The sequence below is a fragment of the Citrobacter sp. wls619 genome (assembly GCF_005281345.1).
Lineage (GTDB): Bacteria > Pseudomonadota > Gammaproteobacteria > Enterobacterales > Enterobacteriaceae > Citrobacter.
Window position 1 is genome coordinate 434,328 of the sequence record NZ_SZXJ01000095.1, and the last position, 22,753, is coordinate 457,080.

The window sequence follows — 22,753 nt, forward strand, 5'->3', positions numbered from 1 at the left end:
GGATCCGCCAACTGTGATAGCGTCTGCGGTTTTAAACGCTATATTCATGTCATGATTCACAGTTCTGTAAGCAAGAAGATTTATATACATTTTCTTTTGTGGCTTAGATCTTAAAAGGATGCCCCTGATGATTAAGTTTAGTGCAACGCTTCTCGCCACGCTGATTGCAGCCAGCGTGAATGCCTCGACCGTCGATCTGCGCATAATGGAAACCACTGATTTACATAGCAATATGATGGATTTCGATTATTACAAAGATACGGCGACTGAAAAATTCGGCCTGGTGAGGACGGCGAGTCTGATTAATGCGGCACGCAGCGAAGTCAAAAACAGCGTGCTGGTTGATAACGGCGATTTGATTCAGGGCAGCCCGCTCGGGGATTACATGGCGGCCAAAGGGCTGAAAGCGGGTGAAACACATCCGGTATATAAGGCGCTCAACACGCTGGACTACGCGGTCGGCAACCTTGGTAATCATGAATTCAACTACGGCCTCGACTATCTGCACAATGCCCTCGCTGGCGCGAAATTCCCCTACGTTAACGCCAATATTATCGATGTTAAAACCCAAAAACCGCTGTTCACCCCTTATCTGATTAAAGACACTGACGTCGTCGACAAAGAGGGGAATAAGCAGACGCTGAAGATAGGTTACATCGGCTTTGTGCCCCCACAGATCATGACCTGGGATAAAGCCAACCTCAGCGGTAAAGTAACGGTGAACGACATTACGGAAACTGCACGCAAATACGTTCCGGAAATGCGGGAAAAAGGCGCGGATGTAGTAGTCGTGATTGCTCACTCCGGTCTTTCTGCCGACCCGTATCAGACCATGGCGGAAAACTCCGTTTATTACCTCAGCGAAGTCCCGGGCGTGGACGCCATTATGTTTGGCCATGCTCATGCCGTCTTCCCAGGGAAAGATTTTGCCAACATCAAAGGGGCTGATATCGCGAAAGGCACGCTCAATGGCGTACCTGCAGTCATGCCGGGTATGTGGGGCGATCATCTGGGCGTGGTCGATTTGGTGCTGAGTAACGATAGCGGTAAATGGCAGGTCACCCAGGCGAAAGCCGAGGCGCGCCCGATTTACGACGCCGCAGCGAAAAAATCTCTGGCGGGCGAGGACCAGAAAATCGTTAAGATCCTGAAAGCCGATCACGACGCCACCCGCGAGTTCGTCAGCAAACCGATCGGTAAATCCGCCGACAACATGTACAGCTATCTGGCACTGGTACAGGATGACCCGACCGTGCAGGTGGTGAATAACGCGCAGAAAGCCTATGTGGAACACTTTATTCAGGGTGACCCGGATCTGGCAAAACTGCCGGTGCTCTCCGCCGCCGCGCCATTTAAGGTCGGAGGACGTAAGAACGATCCGGCAAGCTTTGTGGAAGTCGAAAAAGGTCAGCTAACCTTCCGTAATGCCGCTGATTTGTATCTCTATCCCAACACCCTGGTGGTGGTGAAAGCCAGCGGTAAAGAGGTGAAAGAGTGGCTGGAATGTTCCGCCGGCCAGTTTAATCAGATAGATATTCACAGCAGCAAGCCGCAGTCGCTGATTAACTGGGATGGGTTCCGTACCTATAACTTTGACGTCATTGACGGCGTGAATTATCAGATTGATGTTTCACAGCCGGCCCGTTACGACGGCGAGTGCCAGACCATCAACCCGCAAGCGGAACGAATTAAAAACCTGACCTTTAACGGCAAACCTATCGATCCTGATGCCACCTTCCTGGTCGCAACCAACAACTATCGTGCCTATGGTGGTAAGTTCGCCGGAACCGGCGACAGCCACATCGCCTTTGCGTCACCGGATGAAAACCGCGCGGTGCTGGCGGCATGGATAAGCGCTCAAACGAAGAGCGCCGGTGAAATCCACCCGGCGGCAGATAACAACTGGCGTCTGGCACCGATTCACAGCGATAAGAAACTGGATATTCGGTTTGAAACGTCACCGTCCGATAAAGCCGCAGCGTTTATCAAAGACAAAGGGCAGTATCCGCTGAAGAAAGTCGCCACCGACGATATCGGCTTTGCGATTTATCAGTTGGATTTGAGTAAGTAATTTTCGTGCCGGATGCGACGCAATAGCGTCTTATCCGGCCTACAAAACTACGCAACCCGTTCGTCCCGCAGCGCCAAAACCTGCGGCAAATTCATTTCAATCCAGTCGGCCAGTGCCGCAACTTTATCGCTCACCTGCTCACCCAGCGGGGTCAGGCTATACTCTACATGCGGCGGGACGACCGGATACGACACCCGGTTAATAAACCCATCCTGCTCCAGCGCCTGCAGCGATTGCGCCAGCATCTTTTCGCTGACACCGCCCATTTTGCGACGTAAATCGCTGAACCGGTGCGTACCGTCACGCAGTGCCACCAGAATCAATACGCCCCAGAGACTGGTGACGTGTTTTAACACCTCGCGAGAGGGACACTGCTCGGCAAACAAATTGCCGTCGCGCAATTGCTGAGAAAGCGTTGACGCTGTCATCTCTATACTTACCTTTTTGTACGTACTTACTAAAAGTAAGTTTAGGTGTTAGCGTGTTTAAACACAAGACCAATACCAAGGAGTTCCCCATGATTGCGATTACTGGCGCCACTGGCCAACTGGGCCAACACGTTATTGAAAGCCTGTTGAAAACCGTACCTGCCAGCCAGATTGTGGCGATTGTACGCAACCCCGCTAAAGCGACGGCGCTGAGCCAGCAGGGCATCATCGTTCGCCAGGCGGATTACACCGACGAAGCCGCCTTGACGACGGCTTTGCAGGGTATCGACAAGCTGCTGCTGATTTCGTCGAGCGAAGTCGGACAACGTACTCCGCAGCATCGCAACGTGATTAACGCGGCGAAAGCTGCCCATGTGAAATTCATCGCCTATACCAGCCTGCTTCACGCTAACACCTCCCCGCTGGGGCTGGCTGATGAGCATGTGGCAACCGAGAAGATGCTGGCAGACTCCGGCATTGCCTATGCGTTGTTACGTAACGGCTGGTACACCGAAAACTATCTGGCGAGTGCGCCAGCCGCACTGGAGCACGGCGTGTTTATTGGGGCTGCAGGAGAAGGAAAAATCGCCTCAGCGACCCGCACCGACTATGCCGCAGCCGCCGCGCGCGTTATCAGTGAAGACGGTCACGCTGGTAAAATCTACGAGCTGGCAGGCGATGAGGGCTGGACGCTGAGCCAACTGGCCGCTGAGCTGGCCAAACAGAGTGCTAAAAAGGTGGTGTATCAGAACCTGAGTGAAGCCGATTTTGCCGCCGCGCTAAAAGGTGTGGGTCTGCCTGCCGGACTGGCGGACATGCTGGCCGACTCTGACGTCGGCGCCGCCAAAGGCGGACTGTTCGACGACAGCCATACGCTGAGCAAACTGATTGGCCGCCCAACCACCTCGTTGGCGGACAGCGTCAAAGGTATCGTGTAAGTGTTAAAAATCGGTTAATTGTGGTGGCATCCTCACGCATCCTCTCTGATAATGACAGGATGATGCGTGGGGAGAGATAACGTGCAAGGTGTACCTGAGCAGTTTATTGATGAGAAAGACAGCGCCCGCTTTCGCCATCTGGCGCAGGTACCAGGCGTTGAGCTGTATCATGCGCACATCTCTCGTTATGCGTTTGAGCCGCACACCCATGAAGCTTTCGGCATTGGCGCGATTGAAGCTGGTGCCGAGCGTTTTCGCTATCGTGGCACGCAATACGTAGCGCCTGCCCACTCCGTTGTCACCATGAACCCCGATGAGCTGCACACCGGTGAAGCCGAAACCGCCGACGGCTGGCGCTACCGGATGATCTACCTTGAGCCCTCTCTTCTGGAAGAGGTCACCGGCGTTCGTCACTGGTGGTTCCATGACGTTACCCGTCACGATCCGCTGCGTTCGCGTCAGATCTGTTCATTGATCCACGGTCTGTGGAACACCGAAGATCCGCTGGCGCAAAAAGGATTGCTGCTCGATCTGATCGATACATTCCAGCCGCTGGCTCGCCATGCACCGGTATTACCGGAGGGGTCACATCGCTTCGAACGCGTGCGTGAATACCTGCACGATAACTACATGCACCCTGTGACACTCGATGAACTGGCTCGCGTGGCGTCACTCAGTCCCTGGCATTTTCAGCGCCAGTTCAAGTCTCATTTTCACGTCACACCGCATCAGATGCTGATGGCGATCCGCCTGTGGCGAGCCAAAGGTTTTCTCACTTACGGTATGCCTGCCGCAGATGTAGCCGCCGCCACCGGACTGACCGACCAATCGCACCTCACCCGCGCCTTTACCCATCGCTATGGCATTACGCCGGTACGCTATCAGAAGCAGGTTTATTCGCGCTAATGCGCAATCTCATACAATACAGTGATGTTTTCCCTGCCTACACTCAGCGCTATGTTTAATGATGTGGATGTCAAAAATGATTAGCGGTGTGTTGTATGCCCTGCTGGCCGGGCTGATGTGGGGATTAATTTTTGTCGGCCCCTTGATCGTGCCGGAATACCCGGCGGTATTACAGTCGATGGGGCGTTATCTGGCATTGGGGCTGATCGCACTCCCGTTGGCCTGGCTGGGCCGCGGGCGTCTGCGTCAGTTGACGCGTAAAGACTGGATAACGGCGCTGGCGTTAACCCTGATGGGCAACCTGATTTATTACGTTTGTCTGGCCAGCGCCATTCAGCGCACCGGCGCACCCGTTTCAACAATGATTATCGGTACATTACCGGTGGTGATCCCGGTCTTCGCTAACCTGCTTTATAGCCAACGTGACGGCAAATTATCGTGGTGGCGCCTGGCCCCTGCGCTGGTACTGATCGGCATGGGCCTGCTGTGTGTGAATATCTCTGAGCTGAGTCAGGGGTTGCCTGATTTTAGCGGCTGGCGATATGGTTCAGGCATCGCGCTGGCGCTGATTTCCGTGGTGTGCTGGGCGTGGTATGCGCTGCGTAATGCCCGCTGGCTGCGGGAAAACCCGGATAAGCATCCAATGATGTGGGCAACGGCTCAGGCGCTGGTGACGCTTCCGGTTTCGCTGCTGGGGTACATCGCAGCCTGCCTGTGGCTGCGTGGACAAACACCGGAATTCTCGCTGCCCTTTGGCCCGCGACCGGACGTGTTTATCGGCCTGATGATCGCCATTGCCGTATTGTGCTCGTGGGTTGGCGCGCTGTGCTGGAACGTCGCCAGTCAGAAGTTGCCGACGGTGATCCTCGGACCGCTGATTGTCTTTGAAACACTGGCGGGCCTGTTATACACCTTTATGCTGCGCCAGGAGATGCCGCCATTGCTGACTCTGAGCGGCATCGCACTGTTGGTTGTCGGTGTGGTGGTCGCGGTCAGAGCCAAACCGGAAAAACCGAGCGTCGTCGTGGTTTCACAATCATGATGTTGCCGGACCCGGCCTACCTTGTAGGCCGGATAAGGCGTTTACGCCGCCATCCGGCGCGACACTTTAAACACCGCCACCGTCTGATTCAGTCTGGCCGCCTGCTCTTCGAGCGCGGCAGCTGCAGAGGCAGACTCTTCCACCAGCGAGGCGTTTTGCTGTGTCACACGATCCATTTCGGCAACGGCCTGCCCGACCTGATCGATACCCCGACTCTGCTCATCGGACGCCGACGCAATTTCGCTCATAATATCGGTAACCTGAGTGACGGCGCTGACAATTTCCGCCATCGTCTCACCCGCTTCATGCACCAGTGCCGTACCGGCATTGACCCGATTCCCTGAGTCATCAATCAGCGCCTTAATCTCTTTCGCCGCCTGAGCGCTACGCTGCGCCAGTGTGCGTACTTCACCGGCCACCACGGCAAAACCGCGTCCCTGTTCACCGGCACGCGCCGCTTCTACCGCCGCATTCAATGCCAGAATATTCGTCTGGAAAGCAATACCGTCGATAACAGTGGTAATTTGCGCAATTTTGCTGGAACTGGTGGCGATTTCATCCATCGTACGCACCACACCATCGACCACGGCTCCGCCTTTCTGCGCCGTCTGCGAGGCATTTTTTGCAAGGCTAGTCGCCTGTCGCGCATTGTCCGCATTCTGTTTTACGGTGGCCGTGAGCTGTTCCATACTGGCAGCAGTTTCTTCCAGAGAGGCAGCCTGCTGTTCAGTGCGCGAAGAGAGATCGTTACTGCCTGCGGCAATTTCACCCGCACCAGTATAGATAGTATCCGCACCGTCACGTACCACGCTAACTGTGTTCGCCAGCGCCTGCTGCATATCACGGACGTTCTGGGCCAATAGCGCCATTTCGTTACGTCCATCGGCGGTAATCGTGTGGGTCAGATCGCCTGAAGCGATATGGCGAATATGCCCCATCACCTCGTGGAGTGGTTTCAGCAGGACACGCTGCATGGCAATCCAACTGACAATAATGACGGTTAACACAATCAACAATATGGCGGATAACAACCAGATAATTTTCTGGTAGTCATTTTCGTTATCCCGAACGCCCTCATTCGCCAGCGCGGTTTGCGCAGCACGCCATTCCTGATAAACCTCTTGCATGGCCGTCTGCTTTTGCTCGGCATTCTGTTTGAACATCTCTTCCAGTTTGCCTTCAGCCAGCAGCGCGTTCATTTTTGCCAGCGCAGTAGAATAGATACCGTACTGTTCTTCCAGTCGATCTGCCAGACTTTCATCCAGACCCGGCGTTTCCGGCAGCGCGTAGTATTTATCGTAATGCTCTTTTGCGTCTGCCAGCAGGCGATTCGCCGTGTTCACTAACTCCGTCAACTGTCCGCCATTAATTTCGCTCGCCATCGTCCCTTGCAGACGCAGCATGCCCCGGTTGAGCGTGACACGAGCCTGGTTCAGGCTAATCCACGCATCGGTAAACTCGGCCACGTTCTGGCTGGAAAGTTGAGAAACGTTAAAGTTATCCTTGTCGTTTTTAAGTGCGCCAATAAAAACGCCTGCGGAAATGAGCTGCATCGCGCCCAGGGCGAGTAACACGGTGATAAGTAAGGTTATCACTTTGATTCGTTTGAACATCTGTTGCCTTTTAGTTATGCAGGTATTGTCTGAGGTCTAACTATCGGCAGCAGCGTCGGCTTATTTAATCTTGCGGCGTAGCTTTTTTCACCGCGTTGTCCCTTTTCAATAAGATTCAGCATGTTAACGAGATAAGAAATTTTCGTGACAATCATCACAAAATCCTCTGCCCCGAAAGGGTTATATCCTTCCTCATAAGTTGCATTTAAAATACATCTTATATTATTGAGAATGAGGTAACGGCTATGTCTTATCGCGATCAACCTTTAGGTGAACTGGCGCTCTCTATTCCTCGCGCGTCGGCACTGTTTCGTAAATACGATATGGATTACTGCTGCGGCGGTAAGCAAACGCTGGCACGCGCTGCCGCACGTAAAGAGCTGGATGTGGAAGCTATCGAAGCGCAGCTCGCTCAGTTGGCTGAGCAGCCGCTGGAAAAAGACTGGCGCACCGTGGCACTGGCAGAAATCATCGACCATATCGTCATTCGTTATCATGACCGCCACCGCGAACAGCTGCCGGAGCTGATCCTGCAAGCCACTAAAGTTGAACGTGTTCATGCCGACAAGCCGAGCGTACCGCGTGGTCTGGCGAAGAACCTGACGATGCTGCATGAAGAGCTGTCCAGCCACATGATGAAAGAAGAGCAAATCCTGTTCCCAATGATCAAACAGGGAATGGGGAGTCAGGCGATGGGGCCAATCAGCGTGATGGAAAGCGAACACGACGAGGCCGGTGAACTGGTAGAAGTGATCAAGCACATCACCAACAACGTAACGCCGCCGCCAGAAGCCTGCACCACCTGGAAAGCAATGTATAACGGCATTAACGAGATGATCGACGATCTGATGGAACACATCAGTCTGGAAAATAACGTGTTGTTCCCGCGTGCGTTAGCCGGGGAGTAACCTTTTGCCCGGTGGCGGCTTCGCCTTACCGGGCCTACAACGACCTCGAACGTAGGCCTGATAAGCGCAGCGCATCAGGCAATCCCGTCGGTACATTGCCGGATGCGGCGTAAACGCCTTATCCGGCCTACATCTCACTGCTTAGCGATTATCGCGTACCTGCCATACGTTTCTTACCGATAAACAACCAACCCAGACCCAGAGCGATAAACCACAGCGGCGTAACGATCAGCGCCTGACGGGTATCCTCTTCCAGCGTCAGCAGCACCAGTACGAAGACGAAGAACGCCATACATACCCAGCACATCAGCTTGCCTAACGGCATCTTGTAGATCGATTTCTCATGCAGGTGTGGACGCTGTTTGCGATACACCAGATAAGAGCAAAGAATGATGGTCCAGACAAACATAAACAGGATTGCCGACACGGTGGTGATCATGGTGAACGCACCGATTACGCTCGGATTCACGTACAGCATTACCACGCCGCCCAACAGGCAGATACAGGAGAAGGTCAAGCCTTTCGCCGGCACCGCACGTTTAGACAGCTTAGCAAACGCTTTTGGCGCAACACCTTCCTGAGCCAGACCAAACAGCATACGGCTGGTAGAGAACACGCCACTGTTTGCGGAAGAGGCCGCTGATGTCAGCACCACAAAGTTAATCAGGCTCGCCGCCGCTGGCAGACCTACCAGCACAAACAGTTCAACGAATGGGCTCTTAGTGGGAACCACCGAGCTCCACGGCGTCACGGACATAATCACGATCAGCGCGAACACGTAGAACATGATGATACGGATTGGAATCGAGTTAATCGCACGCGGCAGAGACTTTTCCGGATCTTTAGTTTCTGCAGCCGTCGTACCCACCAGTTCAATACCGACAAACGCGAAGACCGCTATCTGGAAGCCCGCAAAGAAGCCACTCAGACCTTTCGGGAACCAGCCACCGTCATTCCACAGATGCGTGAACGAGGCCTGAACGCCGGTTGGCGACTGGAAGTGCGTCAGTACCATCACCAGACCGACGACAATCAGGCCGACAATGGCGACGATTTTGATCATCGCAAACCAGAACTCCATCTCACCAAACATTTTGACCGTGGCGAGGTTAAGAGCCAGCAACAGAATGATCACCGCCAGCGATGCCACCCAGTCTGACAGCCCGGGGAACCAGAATTGCGCATACGCCGTAATCGCAACGACGTCTGCCATCCCGGTAACCACCCAGCAGAACCAGTAGGTCCAGCCGGTAAAATACCCGGCCCAGGGCCCGAGCAGGTCGGAGGCGAAATCACTAAAGGATTTGTATTCGAGATTCGAGAGCAGCAATTCTCCCATTGCCCGCATCACGAAAAACAGCATAAAACCGATGATCATATAGACAAAAATGATCGACGGCCCGGCGAGGCTGATGGTTTTCCCAGAGCCCATAAACAGGCCGGTACCAATAGCGCCACCAATGGCAATAAGTTGAATATGACGGTTTGTAAGATTGCGCCGTAGCGACTGTTCAGACGAAGCCTCTTCAACGGCGTCGACTTTTACCTGATCTACCATGTTTTTTCTTCCTGTACCTGTCTGTGTTGTTCAGGCTCTACGGCCTTTAGTGTGTCTATGATACGACGATCCTGTTGGCAGGACTCATCGATATTAGGTAAGAATCGGCGGGATGAATACTAAGATTTAGATATAATGTTAATTTTATGTTTAAAGTGAGTGTCATATCACTCTGATAGCGAGAATCAGTTCACAAAAATACACGCAATAACATCATTTGCAAGATAAAGTATCGACATCGGCATAACAATAGCTTTTCACGCTATTTTGTTGCTCCCCCCTGCGTCGGGGGGAACAGAAATTACTGCTTACAGGATTTCAAGCAGCTCAACTTCAAATACCAGCGTGCTGAACGGAGGAATGGACGCGCCAGCGCCACGCTCACCGTAAGCCAGTTCCTGAGGAATAGTCAGTTCCCATTTGGAACCTACCGGCATCAGGGTCAGTGCTTCAATCCAGCCAGGGATCACGCCGTTAACCGGGAATTCAGCCGGTTCGCCACGCGCAACAGAGCTGTCAAACACGGTACCGTCGATCAGTTTACCAGTGTAATGCACGCGTACGTGGTCGGTACGTGCCGGGATAGAACCTTCACCCTGAGTCAACACACGGAACTGCAGACCGGATTCAGTGCTATTCACACCTTCTTTCTCACGGTTTTCTTCCAGATATTTGACGCCATCAGCCGCCATAGCCTGGAAACGCTCGCGACGTACTGCATCAGCACGTTCGTGAATTTCACGCAGCGCACGGTGCACAACATCAACAGGCACTGCCGGGTGTTTACCTTCCAGCGCATCAGCGATACCCGCTACCAGCGCTTCAGGCAACAGCCCTTCCAGACCGGATTCGCTCAGCTGCTGTCCTACCTGCAAACCAATACCGTAGCTTGCTTGCGCTTCGATAGTGTCAAAAGTCGGGGTAGCCATCATATTTCCTTTCATCGGATGTAAAGTAGCGGGCAGCATATCAGCCATGCCGCATCCGGTAAAACTTTGTCTCGGGAACAGATGACAAATCGCGAGGAAAAAGAAACAATGCTATTGCCCGTATCAATGTCACGAAAGCGGGTACCTGAACAAGTATCATAGAGTTAGCGATCTATACTCTATGACAGAGGAACGAGACGCGGAGCAGGAGGAAAGCCATGCCCGGGCGCTTTGAATTAAAACCAACCCTGGCGAAAATCTGGCATGCACCGGACAATTTTCGCATTATGGACCCGCTACCGCCTATGCATCGCCGTGGCATTATTGCTGCTGCCATCGTGCTAGTGATAGGTTTCCTGCTCCCTTCCAATGACACCAACGATACCCCGGTGGTCACGCGTAATGCACAGCTGGATTTGCAGTCGCAGTCCCAGCCGCCAACTGAAGCGCAGCTTCAGGCACAGTTGGTCGCACCACAAAATGATCCCGGCCAGGTGGCTCCCGTTGCGCCGGAACCCATCCAGGAAGGCGATCCCGATTCACAGCCACAGAGTCAGCAATCACAGCCTCAGACGCAGCCCTTTCAGCAGAATAGTGGTATTGAGCAGCAGTGGCGTACCTACCGCGTAGACTCAGGGAAAACGCTGGCGCAGGTCTTCCGGGACCATAACCTTCCGCCAACTGATGTGTACGCAATGGCGCAAGTGGAAGGCGCCGGGAAGCCGCTGAGCAATTTGAAAGACGGCCAGATGATCCAAATCAGGCAGAATGCTAATGGGGTGGTGACCGGGTTAACCATTGATAGCGGAAATGGTCAGCAGGTATTGTTTACCCGCCAGCCCAACGGCAGCTTTATTCGCGCACGCTAACTGAACTGATTGCCGGGTAGTGGCTTCGCCTTACCCGGCCTACGGCCCCCGCGATTGTAGGCCTGACAAGCGGTAGCGCCATCAGACGTTACCGCTTCACCTTATTCACCCACCAAATCCCCGAACAGACCAGCACCAGCGCCACCGCATATTTCCATTCGAGAATGTTCTCACCGAGGAAAATTGACGACAACACCGCCCCTGAAACCGGGATCAGGAAATTAAACGGCGCGATCATTCCCACGCGGTTGTACTTGAGCAAAATGCTCCACAACGCGAAGGCCACCGATGAAAGCAACGTCAGGTAACTCAGAATAGCCACTGAAGCAGAGCCGTGTACGGTCAGCGTCCCGCCAAAAGCATAACCGCCGATAACCAACGCCAGACCGCCCATCCCCAGTTGGTAACCTGTCATGACCGTTGGGTCTACCGTCTGAGAAATGCGTTTACCGTATAGCGTGGCCGCAGAGAGAATAAAGGCCGCCATCACCACTGAACCATCTCCTAACAGGCTGAAACTAAAATCCATTCCGCTGTTAAAGTTCACCACCATCACGCCGGTAAAACCCAGAATACAACCCAGTGCTTTGTTGTAGCTTAGTTTGTCGTTTTGATAGATAAAATGTGCCAACAGCACGCTAAAGAATGTACCGGTAGCGTTCATGATTGACCCCTTTACACCCGTCGTGAATGCCAGACCGATATAAAAGAAAATGTATTGTAGCGAGGTTTGCGTCAGCCCAAGCAGCGTAAGCTGGCCAAACTGGCGCGGGCTTAACCTGCCAATCGGTTTACGCTGCACCATCGCCAGCAGCAACAGCAATAATCCCGCGAACAGGAAACGATATCCGGCAAAGACAATTTTTGACGGAATGTCATCCGTGGCAATCTGGAAGATCTCGTATCCGCTTTTTATCGCTGGATAAGCGCTCCCCCACAACAGACAACAGAAGGCTGCGCCCAGGTAGACTACATTTTTACGCGCGAACAGAGGTTGGTGCGTTGGTTCCATTCCATCACCACTTTGAAATAATGTTTTATTTTTATGATTATCCCGAAAAGGACAAAGAATAGCCAGAGCGAAAAACAGGAGGGTAGAAAAGCAAAACGCCGGCACAAGGCCGGCGCTTTTACGCGGTCATCAGAATAAAAACTTATTCTGCAACTACGTTTACAGTCAGCTTAGCAAACACTTCGCTGTGAACCTGGAAGCTCACTTCGTGCTCACCAGTGGTACGCAGAACGCCGTTCGGCAGACGAACTTCGCTCTTAGCAACGTCAACGCCAGCTGCAGTTACAGCGTCAGCGATGTCGCGAGTACCGATGGAACCGAACAGTTTACCTTCGTCGCCAGCTTTAGACGCGATGGTTACGGTTTCCAGTGCGTTGATTTTCTCAGCACGAGCTTCAGCAGCGGCCAGAACGTCAGCCAGTTTGGCTTCCAGTTCAGCGCGACGCGCTTCGAAAAATTCAACGTTTTTCTTGGTAGCAGGAACAGCTTTACCCTGTGGTACCAGGAAGTTACGAGCATAGCCCGCTTTAACGTTAACCTGATCACCCAGGCTACCCAGGTTTGCTACTTTATCAAGCAGAATAACTTGCATTACCTTATCCTCTCAAAGTCGTATTAATGGACCGTGACCGATTACTGATGACGATCAGTGTACGGCAGCAGGGACAGGTAGCGAGCGCGTTTGATAGCGCGAGCCAGCTGACGCTGGTATTTTGCACGGGTACCGGTGATACGGCTTGGGACAATCTTACCGCTTTCGGTGATGTAGTTTTTCAGCGTAGCGATATCTTTATAGTCGATCTCTTGAACGCCTTCCGCGGTGAAACGGCAGAACTTGCGACGACGGAAATAACGTGCCATATGGCTAGTCTCCAGAATCTATCAATTCAATCTGCTCGGCATGCAGAACCATTTTGCTCAGGCCGTTCTTTGCCTTGTGGCAAGAGATGAACCCCTGAACGGTCACTGCGCTACCGACCGTTATACTGTGAGTAATGGCCTGGTTTTCGTGTCCGCTAATAATAACGGGCATTTGGCACCACGCCTGCCGGTGAAACCCGGCTTCCTCCTGCACAGAACGATGCTCAAGCACGAACTGGCAATGAGGAATTCCTGATGGACTGACCTTTCGAAGGGGAGCCCTGCACACGGTGCCGGACAGCGCCAGACGGTTGGTCATCAGAAATTACTCTTCAGAATCCCCAGCTTCAGCATCATCTGCGGTTTCGTTAGCGAAATCATCGCGACGTTCACGACGCTCGTCTTTCGCTTTAACCATCGGAGATGCTTCGGTAACAGCGTGTTTAGTACGCATAACCATGCTGCGGATAACGGCATCGTTGAAGCGGAAGGTAGTTTCCAGCTCATCGATCACTTCCTGCGGCGCTTCAACGTTCATCAGAACGTAGTGAGCTTTGTGCAGTTTGTTGATCGGGTAAGCCAGCTGACGGCGACCCCAGTCTTCCAGACGGTGGATCGTGCCTTCTGCACCAGTGATGGCAGCAGTGTAGCGTTCGATCATACCCGGAACCTGTTCGCTCTGGTCAGGATGGACCATAAAAACGATTTCGTAATGACGCATCGAATTGCTCCTTACGGATTATTCAGCCTCCTGTCTGGGTCAGCCGAGGCCCATGGAGGCAAGGAACGTGTTAAAGGTCGGCTGAAAAATGACGCGTCATAATACTGGGGTCAGCAGGTAAACTCAAGGTGCTTGTACGATTATTTATCATGTCGCCATTAATACATATCCAGCAGCATTTTGATGCTGATACAAATAGAGACGATGACAATCATGGGTCGGATGACTTTCTTGCCGCGCGTCAGTACGACTGTCGCACCCAGACGTGCGCCGAGGGATTGCCCGGCAAACATCACCAGCCCCAGCGACCAGATCATTTTACCGCCGAAAATGAAGAACAAAATCGAGGCGATGTTCGACGCCAGGTTAATAAAATTCGAGTGGATTTGCGCTTTATCGATACTATATCCCCACAGCAGGATATAGCTGAGCGTATAAAAGGAACCGGCCCCGGCACCGAGAAAGCCATCATAAAAACCAATGCATCCCCCGCCGATCAACGAAAAGAGAAACAGGGAGACTTTTTGCTTTCTCTTCGGTTCGCTGAGATTAGGCGCAAAAATAAAGTAGATAGCGACGGCAATAATCAGTACCGGCAGCAGTTTTTTCAGCAGTTCCGGTTCAATGAACTGGATAAGCGTCGTTCCCATCGCAGAACCAATAAAGGCAGATAAAAACACATACTTGTGCTCCTGAACGTTGATATGCCCCCGGCGTAAAAAGTAAATTCCGGAGGTCAGCGAGCTACCCAGCGCCTGGATTTTATTGGTTGCCAGCGCATTAGCCGGGGGTAAACCGGAAATTAAGAGTGCGCCAATAGAGAGAAAACCACCGCCGCCCGACACCACGTTAATAAAGCCAGCCACCAGTGCGACCATGAACATAATCACAAAGTAGCTGAAATCCATGAATGAAGTATCCATAAGTTTTTGCCTTATTATCATAAAGTTATATTAATTATCCGGCTCACTATAAACGGCGTACTCCCCCGATTAAATTGACTATTTGGTAAGAGCTTATGCGCGAAAGGCAGGTATTTTTTCACCGCAGCGGTATACACCAGCAGACTGTTAATTAAAGAAAAGATGGCTATGCGGTAATTTTTTGAACAACTGCATCAGAAATGGTCGCTATCGACTGCGCCGACAGCGGTTAAAATTACATCAGAAGCTAATCACTCACAGGAGAGAAGCAACCAGCGACCGCAGTCGAGGAGGCACATATGCGAGCCCGTGTTTTGACCCTTCTGGCTGTGCTTTTGCTCAGTGCAAATGCAACGGCAGCCATCAAAATTGATAACCATCAGGCCAGGAACATGGATGATGTGCAGAGCTTAGGCGTCATTTACATAAATCATAACTTCGCCACTGAAAGTGAAGCCACTCAGGCCCTGAATGAAGAGACCGATGCGCAAGGCGCAACCTACTACCACGTGATCCTCACCAGGGAACCCGGTAGTAACGGGAATATGCACGCCAGTGCAGATATTTATCGTTAACACCAGAAATAACCAACGAGAACATTGCCACAGTTTGACTTGCCCCCTTCACTGGGGGCTTTTTTTGCAAAACAATCCCGAAGCCAGACCGATCTCATCCCCATGAAGAGTTGGCTCCGGAACGTTTTATCTTACTTCTGCCCGTAATAGGCATTTGGGCCGTGCTTACGCATGAAGTGCTTATTCATCAGATAACTGTCGATGGGATTGAGCGACGGATTAATGCCACGCGCAATCCATGCCATTTTTGCCACCTCTTCCATCACCACCGCGTTATGTACCGCGTCGTGAGCGTCTTTGCCCCAGGCAAACGGACCATGCTGGTACACGACGACGCCTGGCGTATGTAAAGGTTCCACCTCCCCCAGCGTTTCAACAATCACCTTGCCGGTATTCAGCTCATACTCATCCTGAACTTCAGCTTCAGTTAAAGCCCGGGTGCAGGGGATATCGCCAAAGAAGTAATCCGCATGCGTCGTGCCAAGCGCGGGTATTGCCAGACCCGCCTGTGCCCACGCTGTGGCATGAGTTGAGTGGGTGTGCACCACGCCGCCGAGCGACGGATAACGGCGATACAGCGCCAGATGGGTGGCGGTATCGGAAGAAGGACGATAGCGTCCCTCCACCACGTTGCCGTGCAGATCTACCACCACCATGTCGTCCACTTTCATCGTTTGGTAGTCGACGCCGCTGGGCTTAATCACCACCAGCCCACGTTCGCGGTCGATGGCGCTGACGTTACCCCAGGTAAAGGTCACCAGCCCGTAGCGCGGCAGATCCATATTGGCCGCAAAAACCTGCTGTTTACGTTTTTGCATTACCCCACCTCCACCAAACCGGCACTGGCCATCCGCGCTTTCACCCAGTCGCGCGCCTTCGCCACTTCACGTGCCGGGTCGCCCGACGTTTCACTCCACATTTCAATCAGATAGGGTCCGCAATACCCACTCTGCTTGAGCGTCTGGAAGCAGCGTTCGAAATCGACAATCCCTTCACCAAACGGCACATTTTTGAATACGCCGGGTTTGGTATCTTTCACGTGTACGGCAACGATATGGCCCATTCCCGCCTGCAATTCCATCTGCACGTCGTTATCCCACGCCGACAAATTGCCAATATCGGGATACAGCTGGAACCACGGATTGTTGAGATAGTGGGCATAACCCAGCGCCTTACTGATCGAATTCATCAGTGGATAATCCATGATTTCCATCGCCAGCGTCACCTGTGCACGGCTCGCCATCTCTACGCTTTCTTTCAGCCCATCGCGAAACCGACGACGCGTTTCGTTATTGGCCTGCTGGTAATAGACGTCGTAACCGGCCAGTTGAATAACGCGAATACCGATATCCTGCGCAAACTGAATCGCTTTACGCATGATCTCCAGCCCTTGGTCGCGTACCGCATCATCTTCACTACCCAGCGGGAAACGACGATGAGCGCTCAGGCACATGGACGGTACCCGTATCCCTGTCTCGGCGATAGCGGCCACCAGCGCCAGTCGCTGCTCGCAGCTCCAGTCAAGACGCGCCAGGCGATCGTCGGTTTCATCAACCGACATTTCGACAAAGTCAAAGCCCAGTTCCTTCGCCAGCTGCAAGCGTTCCAGCCAGCACTCCCCGCCGGGGAGTGCTTTTTCATAAATACCGAGCGGGACCTGTTTCGACAACATAGTCGCTCCTTATCCCCACAGCTGGGCGATAGAACGTTTGAACTGACGGGCCGCTTCCACCGGAGAGGCGGCATCGCGAATGCTGCGACCGGCAATAAAGACGTGAATCGGAATTCCCCGGAACAGCGGCAGATCTTCCAGCGCCAGACCGCCGGTTACGGTGACTTTAAAGCCCATCTCGGACAGGCGTTTGATCGCACTGATATCCGCCTCTCCCCACGCCACACCCGCCGCCTGCGCATCACGGCTGCGGTGATACACAACTTGCCCAATGCCCGCGTCACGCCACTCTTGCGCCTGCTCCCAGGTCCAGTAACCCGTCAGTTCAATCTGTACATCACCGTTAAATTCTTTCGCCACTTCCAGCGCCCCCTTGGTGGTGTTGATATCCGCACAGCAGATGACGGTGACCCAGTCAGCGTTGGCTTCGAAACACATGCGGGAGAGGATTTTTCCCGCATCGGCAATTTTCGCATCCGCCAGCACAATTTTATGCGGGTAAAGCGCCTTCAGATCGCGTACGGCGCGCACGCCCTCTGCCACGCAAAGAATAGTGCCCACCTCAATAATATCGACCTCTTCGGCAATCAGACGCGTTGTTTCATATGCGGAAGACATTGATTGGTTATCCAGCGCAACCTGCAACATAGGTAATGACATTTTATTGTTCCTTTAAACGGCCGCCGCAGTGGCGTTATCAATTAAATCCAGCACTTCCTGCGCGGTGCGGCAGGCACGTAAACGGTCAAAATTGGCTTCATCATCAAACAGGTTAACGATCTGCATGATGCCGACTTCCTGATGCGTGTTGGCGTCTACTGCCGCCATTGTTATCAGGATGTCGACCGGGTCGTTATCTTCATGGTTAAACACCAGCGGTGTTTTCAGCGTCACCAGCGCAAAACCGGTTTTCTTAACCCCTTCCTCCGGACGGCCGTGGGGCATTGCCAGGCCGGGCGCAATGACAAAGTACGGGCCGAACTGTTCGACGCCATCGAGGATGGCCTGGTAGTAGCGAGGTTCAACCACATCAGCCTTAACCAGCAGATCCACGCCCAGCTTTACCGCTTCCTGCCAGCTACTGGCCTCGGCTTGCAAAAGGATGGAGTTATTGTCTGCCAGCGAATCACGTAATTTCATGTACCGCCTCCTTACTTCACGTCCTGTGGAAAATGCGCTTTGATCACTTCCAGCAGTTTTGGACCAAAATCAGCGGGAGACAGCATGTTGCGTACCCCTACAACATATTTATTGCCAGATACCGTAATCTCACCGGCGATATGGGTAGAGGCGATGATGATATCCGCGCCGCTCAGTTCACTTTTGTACTCACCCACTGCGCAGCTGTTCACCGTATGGTCAATATTTGACTGGGTCAAAAACTGATCCACTTTCATTTTCATGATCATGGAACTGCCCTGTCCGTTGCCACATACAGCCAGAATACGTACGGTCATAATCGGAACTCCTTATTAAGCAGACTGTTCTGCCAGTTGTTTTTCTGCGTCTTCCTCAGCGCGCAAGGTGCGTCCTGCGAAAAACATATAAGCCAGTGCAATCAGAATAATGACGGCCATAAAAATCAGCCCGATGGAGGCAAAGCCCTGCATCATCGGCGGCGCCAGAATTGACCAGTCCGCCATCCCCATCCAGGCGCTCATACCGGTGAGCTTTACCGCCCAGACGCAGCCAAAGATTTCAATCATCCCCATCACCAGACAAATCTTGATCGCCGCACGCCAGCCGCCAAAGTGGTTGGCAAACACGCCGATAGTGGCGTTCGAGAAGAACATCGGAATAAAGCCCGGGATAATCAGGATGGAAGAGCCGCAGCCCACCAGAATGCCCACCGCAATCAGTTGGCCGATGGTGCCCCACATAAAGCCCCAGACCACCGCATTGGGAGCAAAGCTATAAATCGCCGCGCAGTCAATCGCCAGTACCGCCCCAGGAATCAGACGTTGAGAGATGCCGTTGAACGCTTCTGAAAGTTCAGCAACGAACATACGTACACCCTGGGTGATGATGAAAATGGCAACGGCGAAGGAGAAACCGGTTTGCAGGATATACACCGTCCAGTGGGTTTTACCCGCCATCGTCTGAACCACATCAATGCCGAAAGAGAGCAGGATCGCGCCGAAGAAGAGGGTCATCACGATCGCGGTTGAAACGATGTTGTCATGGAAGATATTCAGCCAGCCAGGCAGCTTGAGATCTTCCACGCTCTCCTCTTTCTTACCCAGATACGGCGCGACTTTGTAAGCAATCCAGGAGGCGAACTGCTGCTGGTGACCGATGGAAAAACCGCAACCGTCAGTCACTTCCTGTGTCGGCTTGTACATCATATTGGAGGTAATACCCCAATAGAGCGACACCAGCACTGCAGTGCAGATGATGGTAGTCCACATGGAATAGCCAAAGATGTAGAAAGAGACGGCGATCAGGCCCGCCTGCTGGAACATGATGTGTCCGGTCAGCATGATGGTGCGAATGCCAGTAATACGCCGTAGCAGTACATAACAAATGTTCAGCGCCAGCGCCAACAGTACGGCGTACCCTACCCAACTGTAGGCATCACCCATGCGTTCGATGGTTGCCATCATGGAGGCATAGGTATCAGAGATCGCGCCATTGATACCGTAAACCTCGGACATCTTCGCCACCACCGGTTTAAACGTACTGGTCAGGATGCCGGACCCTGCCTGCAGCAACATAAAGCCGATGATCGTTTTGATCGTGCCTTTGATAATGACGCTGACACTTTTACGCAGCAAGATGTAGCCGAGACAGGTCACAATACCCAAAAGCAACGGTGCATTGGTCATAACCTGATTAAAAAAGACGGTAAAGATGTTGTAGAGGATCTCCATAACGATCTCCAGTAGACGAAGTTGCTGAACATTCATTACAGATGCCCAGGATGTTGTGCTCTCACTCTAGTTTTCAAAAATAATCACAACAAGATTGAATTTGATTAAATGTGATGCAGTACGCAAATAATTCTCTTACTTGCCGAGTGGATTTACTTCGAATTCTTCAAGCTTAAAATAAATTCTTTTAAAACAATCAAATAAGAAAATACATTTCATATAAACCCTCTTGTCACGCTGTAATTTGTTCACATTTTGCTATTCAAAGCCAAAAATCATTGCATTGCCTTCTTGATAAAACGATGTCATTATCAATCAAATTAAATCACATTATGATTCGATATGAACAAACATGAGGGTAAATGCGATGAGTAAAGTAAAAAGCATCACGCGTGAATCATGGATCCTGAGCACATTCCCGGAGTGGGGTAGCTGGCTAAACGAAGAGATCGAACAGGAACAGGTTGCACCTGGCACCTTTGCGATGTGGTGGCTGGGCTGCACCGGAATTTGGCTGAAATCGGAAGGCGGGACTAACGTCTGCGTTGATTTTTGGTGCGGAACAGGCAAGCAGAGCCACGGTAATCTACTGATGAAAACGGGCCATCAGATGCAGCGTATGGCAGGCGTGAAGAAACTCCAGCCAAACCTGCGCACCACGCCGTTTGTACTCGATCCTTTCGCCATTCGTCAGATCGATGCCGTTCTAGCCACACACGATCATAACGATCATATCGACGTGAACGTTGCTGCCGCCGTCATGCAGAACTGTGCCGACGATGTGCCGTTTATCGGACCACAAACCTGTGTGGATCTGTGGGTGGGTTGGGGCGTGCCAAAAGAACGCTGCATCGTGGTGAAGCCAGGCGACGTCGTTAAAGTAAAAGATATTGAAATTCATGCGCTCGACGCGTTTGATCGTACGGCATTGATCACCTTACCTGCGGATCAAAAAGCGGCAGGCGTCCTGCCTGACGGCATGGATGCACGTGCGGTTAACTACCTGTTCAAAACGCCGGGCGGTACGCTATATCACAGCGGTGACTCGCACTACTCCAACTATTATGCAAAGCACGGCAACGAGCATCACATCGACGTCGCACTGGGCTCCTACGGTGAGAACCCGCGCGGTATCACCGACAAAATGACCAGCTCCGACATGCTGCGTATGGCGGAAGCGTTGAATACAAAAGTAGTCATCCCCTTCCATCATGACATCTGGTCAAACTTCCAGGCCGATCCGCAGGAGATCCGCGTGCTGTGGGAGATGAAAAAAGACCGGCTGAAGTATGGCTTCAAACCGTTTATCTGGCAGGTTGGCGGCAAGTTCACCTGGCCGCTGGACAAAGATAATTTTGAGTATCACTACCCGCGCGGCTTTGAAGACTGCTTTACGATTGAACCGGACTTACCGTTTAAATCCTTCCTGTGACCTTTTGCATAACTGCCGTATCACTGCTCACACAAACGATACGGCAACCTCTATTGAAGTACGCTCAATAAAATCCTCCCACAATCAAAACTGGAGCACTTTTTGAAAGTATGCTCTGCCTGAATCACATAGACTCAGGGCGTAAAGGTACTTTGTCGAGTATCCCCCGATCAATATGTAATACTAAGGAGAATGAAAATGGGAGTGAAATTTTTTTCTGCTATAAAGCATAATTATGAAATACAAAAAAAACAAGGTACTGGAGATTTAGCAAGACATAAAACAACTTTTGGGAAAATGTTAAGTTCAGTGCGCAATGGCCATCAACAAATGAAACTGGATAAACTGGATAAAATGACGATTCAGCAATTGTCTGAATTCGTAGGCAAACAAAAACTTCCTTCCCCAAATACTGGAGGCACAAAACCTAGCTTAGCGGTAGAATTGGCCAAAAACAGGAGGGAGATGTCTGCAAAACTAATAAACACTGATAACATCGATAATCTTTTTAATAAGATGAAGGCGGGATATGTCATCGAAAATGATGCCATCCTCAAGACTCCACTGCGTAATGCACCCCGGTTCCATACTGCCGATCTAGTAACACTGGCTAAAAATGGAAGTATCGACGGTGGAAAGACTGCTAAAAGGCCGGCATCCCGTGATATAAATCAATTTTCTAGTGGTATTGAAGTTAAAGGCTCAAGTTATCAGTCCTTCGAAAGCGGCAGCGAGAGTCAGGCGGCAGGCACACTAATAAATAATTTCTTACATTCAGAACGTTCACCTCGTATAACAGATGTCAGTGCTTTTAATATGAATCGTGAAGAGTTCCACAACTATATGAATAGCAAGATGGATAACCTACCGGAAGAAGATCGCGTGCTGGCAAAAGTGATCTTCCATAAATTAGGAGCGTTATCGAAAGATGGTAATTTCTTCATCAAAGATATTAAGTCAATACTGTTCACACAAAGCGCCATTGATACTAAAGTTTACGACCATGTTCAGGGCATTAATAGAAAATTTAGTTTAACAGAAAGAGAGTGTATCCAAAAACAAGCTATACCTAATGCGCCAACATCAATAATGAACACACTGAGTGAAAAACTGATAGATTATGCGCAAACATTAGAAGACCCCCGAACAACTAATGTTGTATGATATTTTCTTCGATAAATGATGGTAAAACCGCCATTGACGTTACTCGTGGCGGCTTTACCAACACTGCTCACACATCCCCACCTCCCAGCAAAGCTGGCGTTGTCGCTCCAACATCCATCCAGTTTGTAAGCAAAACCGAAAGAGTAATGTGTCCGGTTGATTTCGCTCGCTTTGGTAACCACTATGGGTGACAAACTAAAGGCCGCTTACGCAGCATTTTTCTACATTTACTTTAGTATTTCCTGGCTATTTCAAATATCA

25 protein-coding genes and 1 pseudogene are annotated in these 22,753 nt (G+C 51.7%); 9 read left to right on the forward strand and 17 right to left on the reverse strand.

What is annotated here, in order from left to right:
• Positions 1 to 127: 127 nt before the first annotated feature.
• The gene (locus FDX19_RS19350) at positions 128 to 2,071 is read left to right on the forward strand and encodes a bifunctional 2',3'-cyclic-nucleotide 2'-phosphodiesterase/3'-nucleotidase (RefSeq protein ID WP_137383979.1); all 1,944 of its coding nucleotides are present in this window, start codon (positions 128 to 130) and stop codon (positions 2,069 to 2,071) included.
• Positions 2,072 to 2,118: 47 nt separating this feature from the next.
• On the opposite strand, the gene FDX19_RS19355 is transcribed toward FDX19_RS19350, so the two are convergent.
• The gene (locus FDX19_RS19355) at positions 2,119 to 2,499 is read right to left on the reverse strand and encodes a helix-turn-helix domain-containing protein (RefSeq protein WP_137383980.1); all 381 of its coding nucleotides are present in this window, start codon (positions 2,497 to 2,499) and stop codon (positions 2,119 to 2,121) included.
• A gap of 89 nt (positions 2,500 to 2,588) precedes the next feature.
• Between FDX19_RS19355 and FDX19_RS19360 the strand changes: the two genes are divergently transcribed.
• The 3 genes from FDX19_RS19360 to FDX19_RS19370 all read left to right on the forward strand — a co-directional run bounded on the left by FDX19_RS19360 (position 2,589) and on the right by FDX19_RS19370 (position 5,385).
• On the forward strand, positions 2,589 to 3,437 hold the full coding sequence (locus tag FDX19_RS19360; RefSeq protein WP_137383981.1) for an SDR family oxidoreductase: 849 nt from the start codon (positions 2,589 to 2,591) through the stop codon (positions 3,435 to 3,437).
• Between the two features lie 81 nt (positions 3,438 to 3,518).
• Positions 3,519 to 4,343, forward strand: a complete 825-nt coding sequence (locus FDX19_RS19365) for an AraC family transcriptional regulator (RefSeq protein WP_137383982.1) — start codon at positions 3,519 to 3,521, stop codon at positions 4,341 to 4,343.
• A 76-nt stretch (positions 4,344 to 4,419) separates the two neighbouring features.
• Positions 4,420 to 5,385, forward strand: a complete 966-nt coding sequence (locus FDX19_RS19370) for a DMT family transporter (RefSeq protein ID WP_137384032.1) — start codon at positions 4,420 to 4,422, stop codon at positions 5,383 to 5,385.
• 41 nt (positions 5,386 to 5,426) lie between these two features.
• On the opposite strand, the gene FDX19_RS19375 is transcribed toward FDX19_RS19370, so the two are convergent.
• A complete protein-coding gene (locus tag FDX19_RS19375; RefSeq protein ID WP_137383983.1) occupies positions 5,427 to 6,998 on the reverse strand; it encodes a methyl-accepting chemotaxis protein in 1,572 nt (523 codons plus the stop codon).
• A gap of 245 nt (positions 6,999 to 7,243) precedes the next feature.
• Here FDX19_RS19375 and ytfE point away from each other — a divergent pair, with 245 nt between their 5' ends.
• Positions 7,244 to 7,906: an iron-sulfur cluster repair protein YtfE gene (ytfE, locus tag FDX19_RS19380; RefSeq protein WP_137383984.1), complete on the forward strand. Its 663-nt coding sequence runs from the start codon at positions 7,244 to 7,246 to the stop codon at positions 7,904 to 7,906.
• Between the two features lie 148 nt (positions 7,907 to 8,054).
• On the opposite strand, the gene cycA is transcribed toward ytfE, so the two are convergent.
• Both cycA and fklB read right to left on the reverse strand, forming a co-directional pair.
• Positions 8,055 to 9,464 (reverse strand): D-serine/D-alanine/glycine transporter, encoded by a 1,410-nt coding sequence (gene cycA, locus FDX19_RS19385; protein ID WP_137383985.1) that lies wholly within the window; start codon positions 9,462 to 9,464, stop codon positions 8,055 to 8,057.
• 308 nt (positions 9,465 to 9,772) lie between these two features.
• The gene (gene fklB, locus FDX19_RS19390) at positions 9,773 to 10,393 is read right to left on the reverse strand and encodes an FKBP-type peptidyl-prolyl cis-trans isomerase (protein ID WP_170974407.1); all 621 of its coding nucleotides are present in this window, start codon (positions 10,391 to 10,393) and stop codon (positions 9,773 to 9,775) included.
• A 218-nt stretch (positions 10,394 to 10,611) separates the two neighbouring features.
• On the opposite strand from fklB, the gene FDX19_RS19395 reads away from it, so the two are divergent.
• Positions 10,612 to 11,262 carry an OapA family protein gene (locus tag FDX19_RS19395; RefSeq protein ID WP_137383986.1) on the forward strand — a complete coding sequence of 217 codons (651 nt, stop codon included), beginning with the start codon at positions 10,612 to 10,614 and terminating at the stop codon, positions 11,260 to 11,262.
• A gap of 88 nt (positions 11,263 to 11,350) precedes the next feature.
• On the opposite strand, the gene FDX19_RS19400 is transcribed toward FDX19_RS19395, so the two are convergent.
• From FDX19_RS19400 to FDX19_RS19425, 7 genes and pseudogenes are all read right to left on the reverse strand, one after another.
• A complete protein-coding gene (locus FDX19_RS19400) occupies positions 11,351 to 12,274 on the reverse strand; it encodes a DMT family transporter (RefSeq protein ID WP_137383987.1) in 924 nt (307 codons plus the stop codon).
• A gap of 142 nt (positions 12,275 to 12,416) precedes the next feature.
• Complete coding sequence (gene rplI, locus FDX19_RS19405; RefSeq protein WP_137383988.1) at positions 12,417 to 12,866, reverse strand: 50S ribosomal protein L9; 450 nt, start codon at positions 12,864 to 12,866, stop codon at positions 12,417 to 12,419.
• A 41-nt stretch (positions 12,867 to 12,907) separates the two neighbouring features.
• Positions 12,908 to 13,135, reverse strand: coding sequence for a 30S ribosomal protein S18 (gene rpsR, locus FDX19_RS19410; protein WP_000135199.1), 228 nt, complete (start codon positions 13,133 to 13,135; stop codon positions 12,908 to 12,910).
• Positions 13,136 to 13,139: 4 nt separating this feature from the next.
• Positions 13,140 to 13,454, reverse strand: coding sequence for a primosomal replication protein N (gene priB / locus FDX19_RS19415; RefSeq protein WP_003025674.1), 315 nt, complete (start codon positions 13,452 to 13,454; stop codon positions 13,140 to 13,142).
• Positions 13,455 to 13,460: 6 nt separating this feature from the next.
• Positions 13,461 to 13,856: a 30S ribosomal protein S6 gene (gene rpsF / locus FDX19_RS19420; RefSeq protein ID WP_003025672.1), complete on the reverse strand. Its 396-nt coding sequence runs from the start codon at positions 13,854 to 13,856 to the stop codon at positions 13,461 to 13,463.
• A 70-nt stretch (positions 13,857 to 13,926) separates the two neighbouring features.
• Positions 13,927 to 14,004, reverse strand: a pseudogene (locus FDX19_RS25525) (hypothetical protein); the annotation flags it as partial.
• 10 nt (positions 14,005 to 14,014) lie between these two features.
• A complete protein-coding gene (locus FDX19_RS19425; RefSeq protein WP_137383989.1) occupies positions 14,015 to 14,779 on the reverse strand; it encodes a TSUP family transporter in 765 nt (254 codons plus the stop codon).
• A gap of 299 nt (positions 14,780 to 15,078) precedes the next feature.
• Here FDX19_RS19425 and yjfY point away from each other — a divergent pair, with 299 nt between their 5' ends.
• On the forward strand, positions 15,079 to 15,354 hold the full coding sequence (yjfY, locus tag FDX19_RS19430) for a DUF1471 family protein YjfY (protein WP_003025668.1): 276 nt from the start codon (positions 15,079 to 15,081) through the stop codon (positions 15,352 to 15,354).
• 131 nt (positions 15,355 to 15,485) lie between these two features.
• Here yjfY and FDX19_RS19435 read toward each other — a convergent pair whose 3' ends face one another.
• The 6 genes from FDX19_RS19435 to ulaA are packed head-to-tail and all read right to left on the reverse strand — an operon-like array spanning position 15,486 to position 19,896.
• Positions 15,486 to 16,172, reverse strand: coding sequence for an L-ribulose-5-phosphate 4-epimerase (locus FDX19_RS19435; RefSeq protein WP_137383990.1), 687 nt, complete (start codon positions 16,170 to 16,172; stop codon positions 15,486 to 15,488).
• Positions 16,172 to 17,026 carry an L-ribulose-5-phosphate 3-epimerase gene (locus FDX19_RS19440; RefSeq protein WP_137383991.1) on the reverse strand — a complete coding sequence of 285 codons (855 nt, stop codon included), beginning with the start codon at positions 17,024 to 17,026 and terminating at the stop codon, positions 16,172 to 16,174. The genes FDX19_RS19435 and FDX19_RS19440 overlap by 1 nt, the downstream gene beginning before the upstream one ends.
• A gap of 9 nt (positions 17,027 to 17,035) precedes the next feature.
• Positions 17,036 to 17,686 carry a 3-keto-L-gulonate-6-phosphate decarboxylase UlaD gene (gene ulaD / locus FDX19_RS19445; RefSeq protein ID WP_137383992.1) on the reverse strand — a complete coding sequence of 217 codons (651 nt, stop codon included), beginning with the start codon at positions 17,684 to 17,686 and terminating at the stop codon, positions 17,036 to 17,038.
• A gap of 12 nt (positions 17,687 to 17,698) precedes the next feature.
• On the reverse strand, positions 17,699 to 18,166 hold the full coding sequence (ulaC, locus tag FDX19_RS19450) for a PTS ascorbate transporter subunit IIA (RefSeq protein ID WP_137383993.1): 468 nt from the start codon (positions 18,164 to 18,166) through the stop codon (positions 17,699 to 17,701).
• Between the two features lie 11 nt (positions 18,167 to 18,177).
• Entirely contained in the window at positions 18,178 to 18,483 is a 306-nt protein-coding gene (ulaB, locus tag FDX19_RS19455) for a PTS ascorbate transporter subunit IIB (protein ID WP_003025655.1), read from the reverse strand.
• A gap of 15 nt (positions 18,484 to 18,498) precedes the next feature.
• Complete coding sequence (gene ulaA / locus FDX19_RS19460; protein WP_137384034.1) at positions 18,499 to 19,896, reverse strand: PTS ascorbate transporter subunit IIC; 1,398 nt, start codon at positions 19,894 to 19,896, stop codon at positions 18,499 to 18,501.
• Positions 19,897 to 20,263: 367 nt separating this feature from the next.
• On the opposite strand from ulaA, the gene ulaG reads away from it, so the two are divergent.
• Together ulaG and FDX19_RS19475 are read left to right on the forward strand one after the other, a co-directional pair.
• The gene (gene ulaG / locus FDX19_RS19470) at positions 20,264 to 21,328 is read left to right on the forward strand and encodes an L-ascorbate 6-phosphate lactonase (protein WP_137383994.1); all 1,065 of its coding nucleotides are present in this window, start codon (positions 20,264 to 20,266) and stop codon (positions 21,326 to 21,328) included.
• A 198-nt stretch (positions 21,329 to 21,526) separates the two neighbouring features.
• Positions 21,527 to 22,492, forward strand: coding sequence for a hypothetical protein (locus FDX19_RS19475; RefSeq protein WP_137383995.1), 966 nt, complete (start codon positions 21,527 to 21,529; stop codon positions 22,490 to 22,492).
• The last annotated feature ends 261 nt before the right edge of the window (positions 22,493 to 22,753 follow it).

What these genes read in the sequence shown, in the direction of transcription:
- FDX19_RS19350 (WP_137383979.1), top strand. Translation starts at nt 128, where the DNA reads ATGATTAAGTTTAGTGCAACGCTTCTCGCCACGCTGATTGCAGCCAGC.
- FDX19_RS19355 (WP_137383980.1), bottom strand. Translation starts at nt 2,499, where the DNA reads ATGACAGCGTCAACGCTTTCTCAGCAATTGCGCGACGGCAATTTGTTT.
- FDX19_RS19360 (WP_137383981.1), top strand. Translation starts at nt 2,589, where the DNA reads ATGATTGCGATTACTGGCGCCACTGGCCAACTGGGCCAACACGTTATT.
- FDX19_RS19370 (WP_137384032.1), top strand. Translation starts at nt 4,420, where the DNA reads ATGATTAGCGGTGTGTTGTATGCCCTGCTGGCCGGGCTGATGTGGGGA.
- FDX19_RS19375 (WP_137383983.1), bottom strand. Translation starts at nt 6,998, where the DNA reads ATGTTCAAACGAATCAAAGTGATAACCTTACTTATCACCGTGTTACTC.
- ytfE (WP_137383984.1), top strand. Translation starts at nt 7,244, where the DNA reads ATGTCTTATCGCGATCAACCTTTAGGTGAACTGGCGCTCTCTATTCCT.
- cycA (WP_137383985.1), bottom strand. Translation starts at nt 9,464, where the DNA reads ATGGTAGATCAGGTAAAAGTCGACGCCGTTGAAGAGGCTTCGTCTGAA.
- fklB (WP_170974407.1), bottom strand. Translation starts at nt 10,393, where the DNA reads ATGGCTACCCCGACTTTTGACACTATCGAAGCGCAAGCAAGCTACGGT.
- FDX19_RS19395 (WP_137383986.1), top strand. Translation starts at nt 10,612, where the DNA reads ATGCCCGGGCGCTTTGAATTAAAACCAACCCTGGCGAAAATCTGGCAT.
- FDX19_RS19400 (WP_137383987.1), bottom strand. Translation starts at nt 12,274, where the DNA reads ATGGAACCAACGCACCAACCTCTGTTCGCGCGTAAAAATGTAGTCTAC.
- rplI (WP_137383988.1), bottom strand. Translation starts at nt 12,866, where the DNA reads ATGCAAGTTATTCTGCTTGATAAAGTAGCAAACCTGGGTAGCCTGGGT.
- rpsR (WP_000135199.1), bottom strand. Translation starts at nt 13,135, where the DNA reads ATGGCACGTTATTTCCGTCGTCGCAAGTTCTGCCGTTTCACCGCGGAA.
- priB (WP_003025674.1), bottom strand. Translation starts at nt 13,454, where the DNA reads ATGACCAACCGTCTGGCGCTGTCCGGCACCGTGTGCAGGGCTCCCCTT.
- rpsF (WP_003025672.1), bottom strand. Translation starts at nt 13,856, where the DNA reads ATGCGTCATTACGAAATCGTTTTTATGGTCCATCCTGACCAGAGCGAA.
- FDX19_RS19425 (WP_137383989.1), bottom strand. Translation starts at nt 14,779, where the DNA reads ATGGATACTTCATTCATGGATTTCAGCTACTTTGTGATTATGTTCATG.
- yjfY (WP_003025668.1), top strand. Translation starts at nt 15,079, where the DNA reads ATGCGAGCCCGTGTTTTGACCCTTCTGGCTGTGCTTTTGCTCAGTGCA.
- FDX19_RS19435 (WP_137383990.1), bottom strand. Translation starts at nt 16,172, where the DNA reads ATGCAAAAACGTAAACAGCAGGTTTTTGCGGCCAATATGGATCTGCCG.
- FDX19_RS19440 (WP_137383991.1), bottom strand. Translation starts at nt 17,026, where the DNA reads ATGTTGTCGAAACAGGTCCCGCTCGGTATTTATGAAAAAGCACTCCCC.
- ulaD (WP_137383992.1), bottom strand. Translation starts at nt 17,686, where the DNA reads ATGTCATTACCTATGTTGCAGGTTGCGCTGGATAACCAATCAATGTCT.
- ulaC (WP_137383993.1), bottom strand. Translation starts at nt 18,166, where the DNA reads ATGAAATTACGTGATTCGCTGGCAGACAATAACTCCATCCTTTTGCAA.
- ulaB (WP_003025655.1), bottom strand. Translation starts at nt 18,483, where the DNA reads ATGACCGTACGTATTCTGGCTGTATGTGGCAACGGACAGGGCAGTTCC.
- ulaA (WP_137384034.1), bottom strand. Translation starts at nt 19,896, where the DNA reads ATGGAGATCCTCTACAACATCTTTACCGTCTTTTTTAATCAGGTTATG.
- ulaG (WP_137383994.1), top strand. Translation starts at nt 20,264, where the DNA reads ATGAGTAAAGTAAAAAGCATCACGCGTGAATCATGGATCCTGAGCACA.
- FDX19_RS19475 (WP_137383995.1), top strand. Translation starts at nt 21,527, where the DNA reads ATGGGAGTGAAATTTTTTTCTGCTATAAAGCATAATTATGAAATACAA.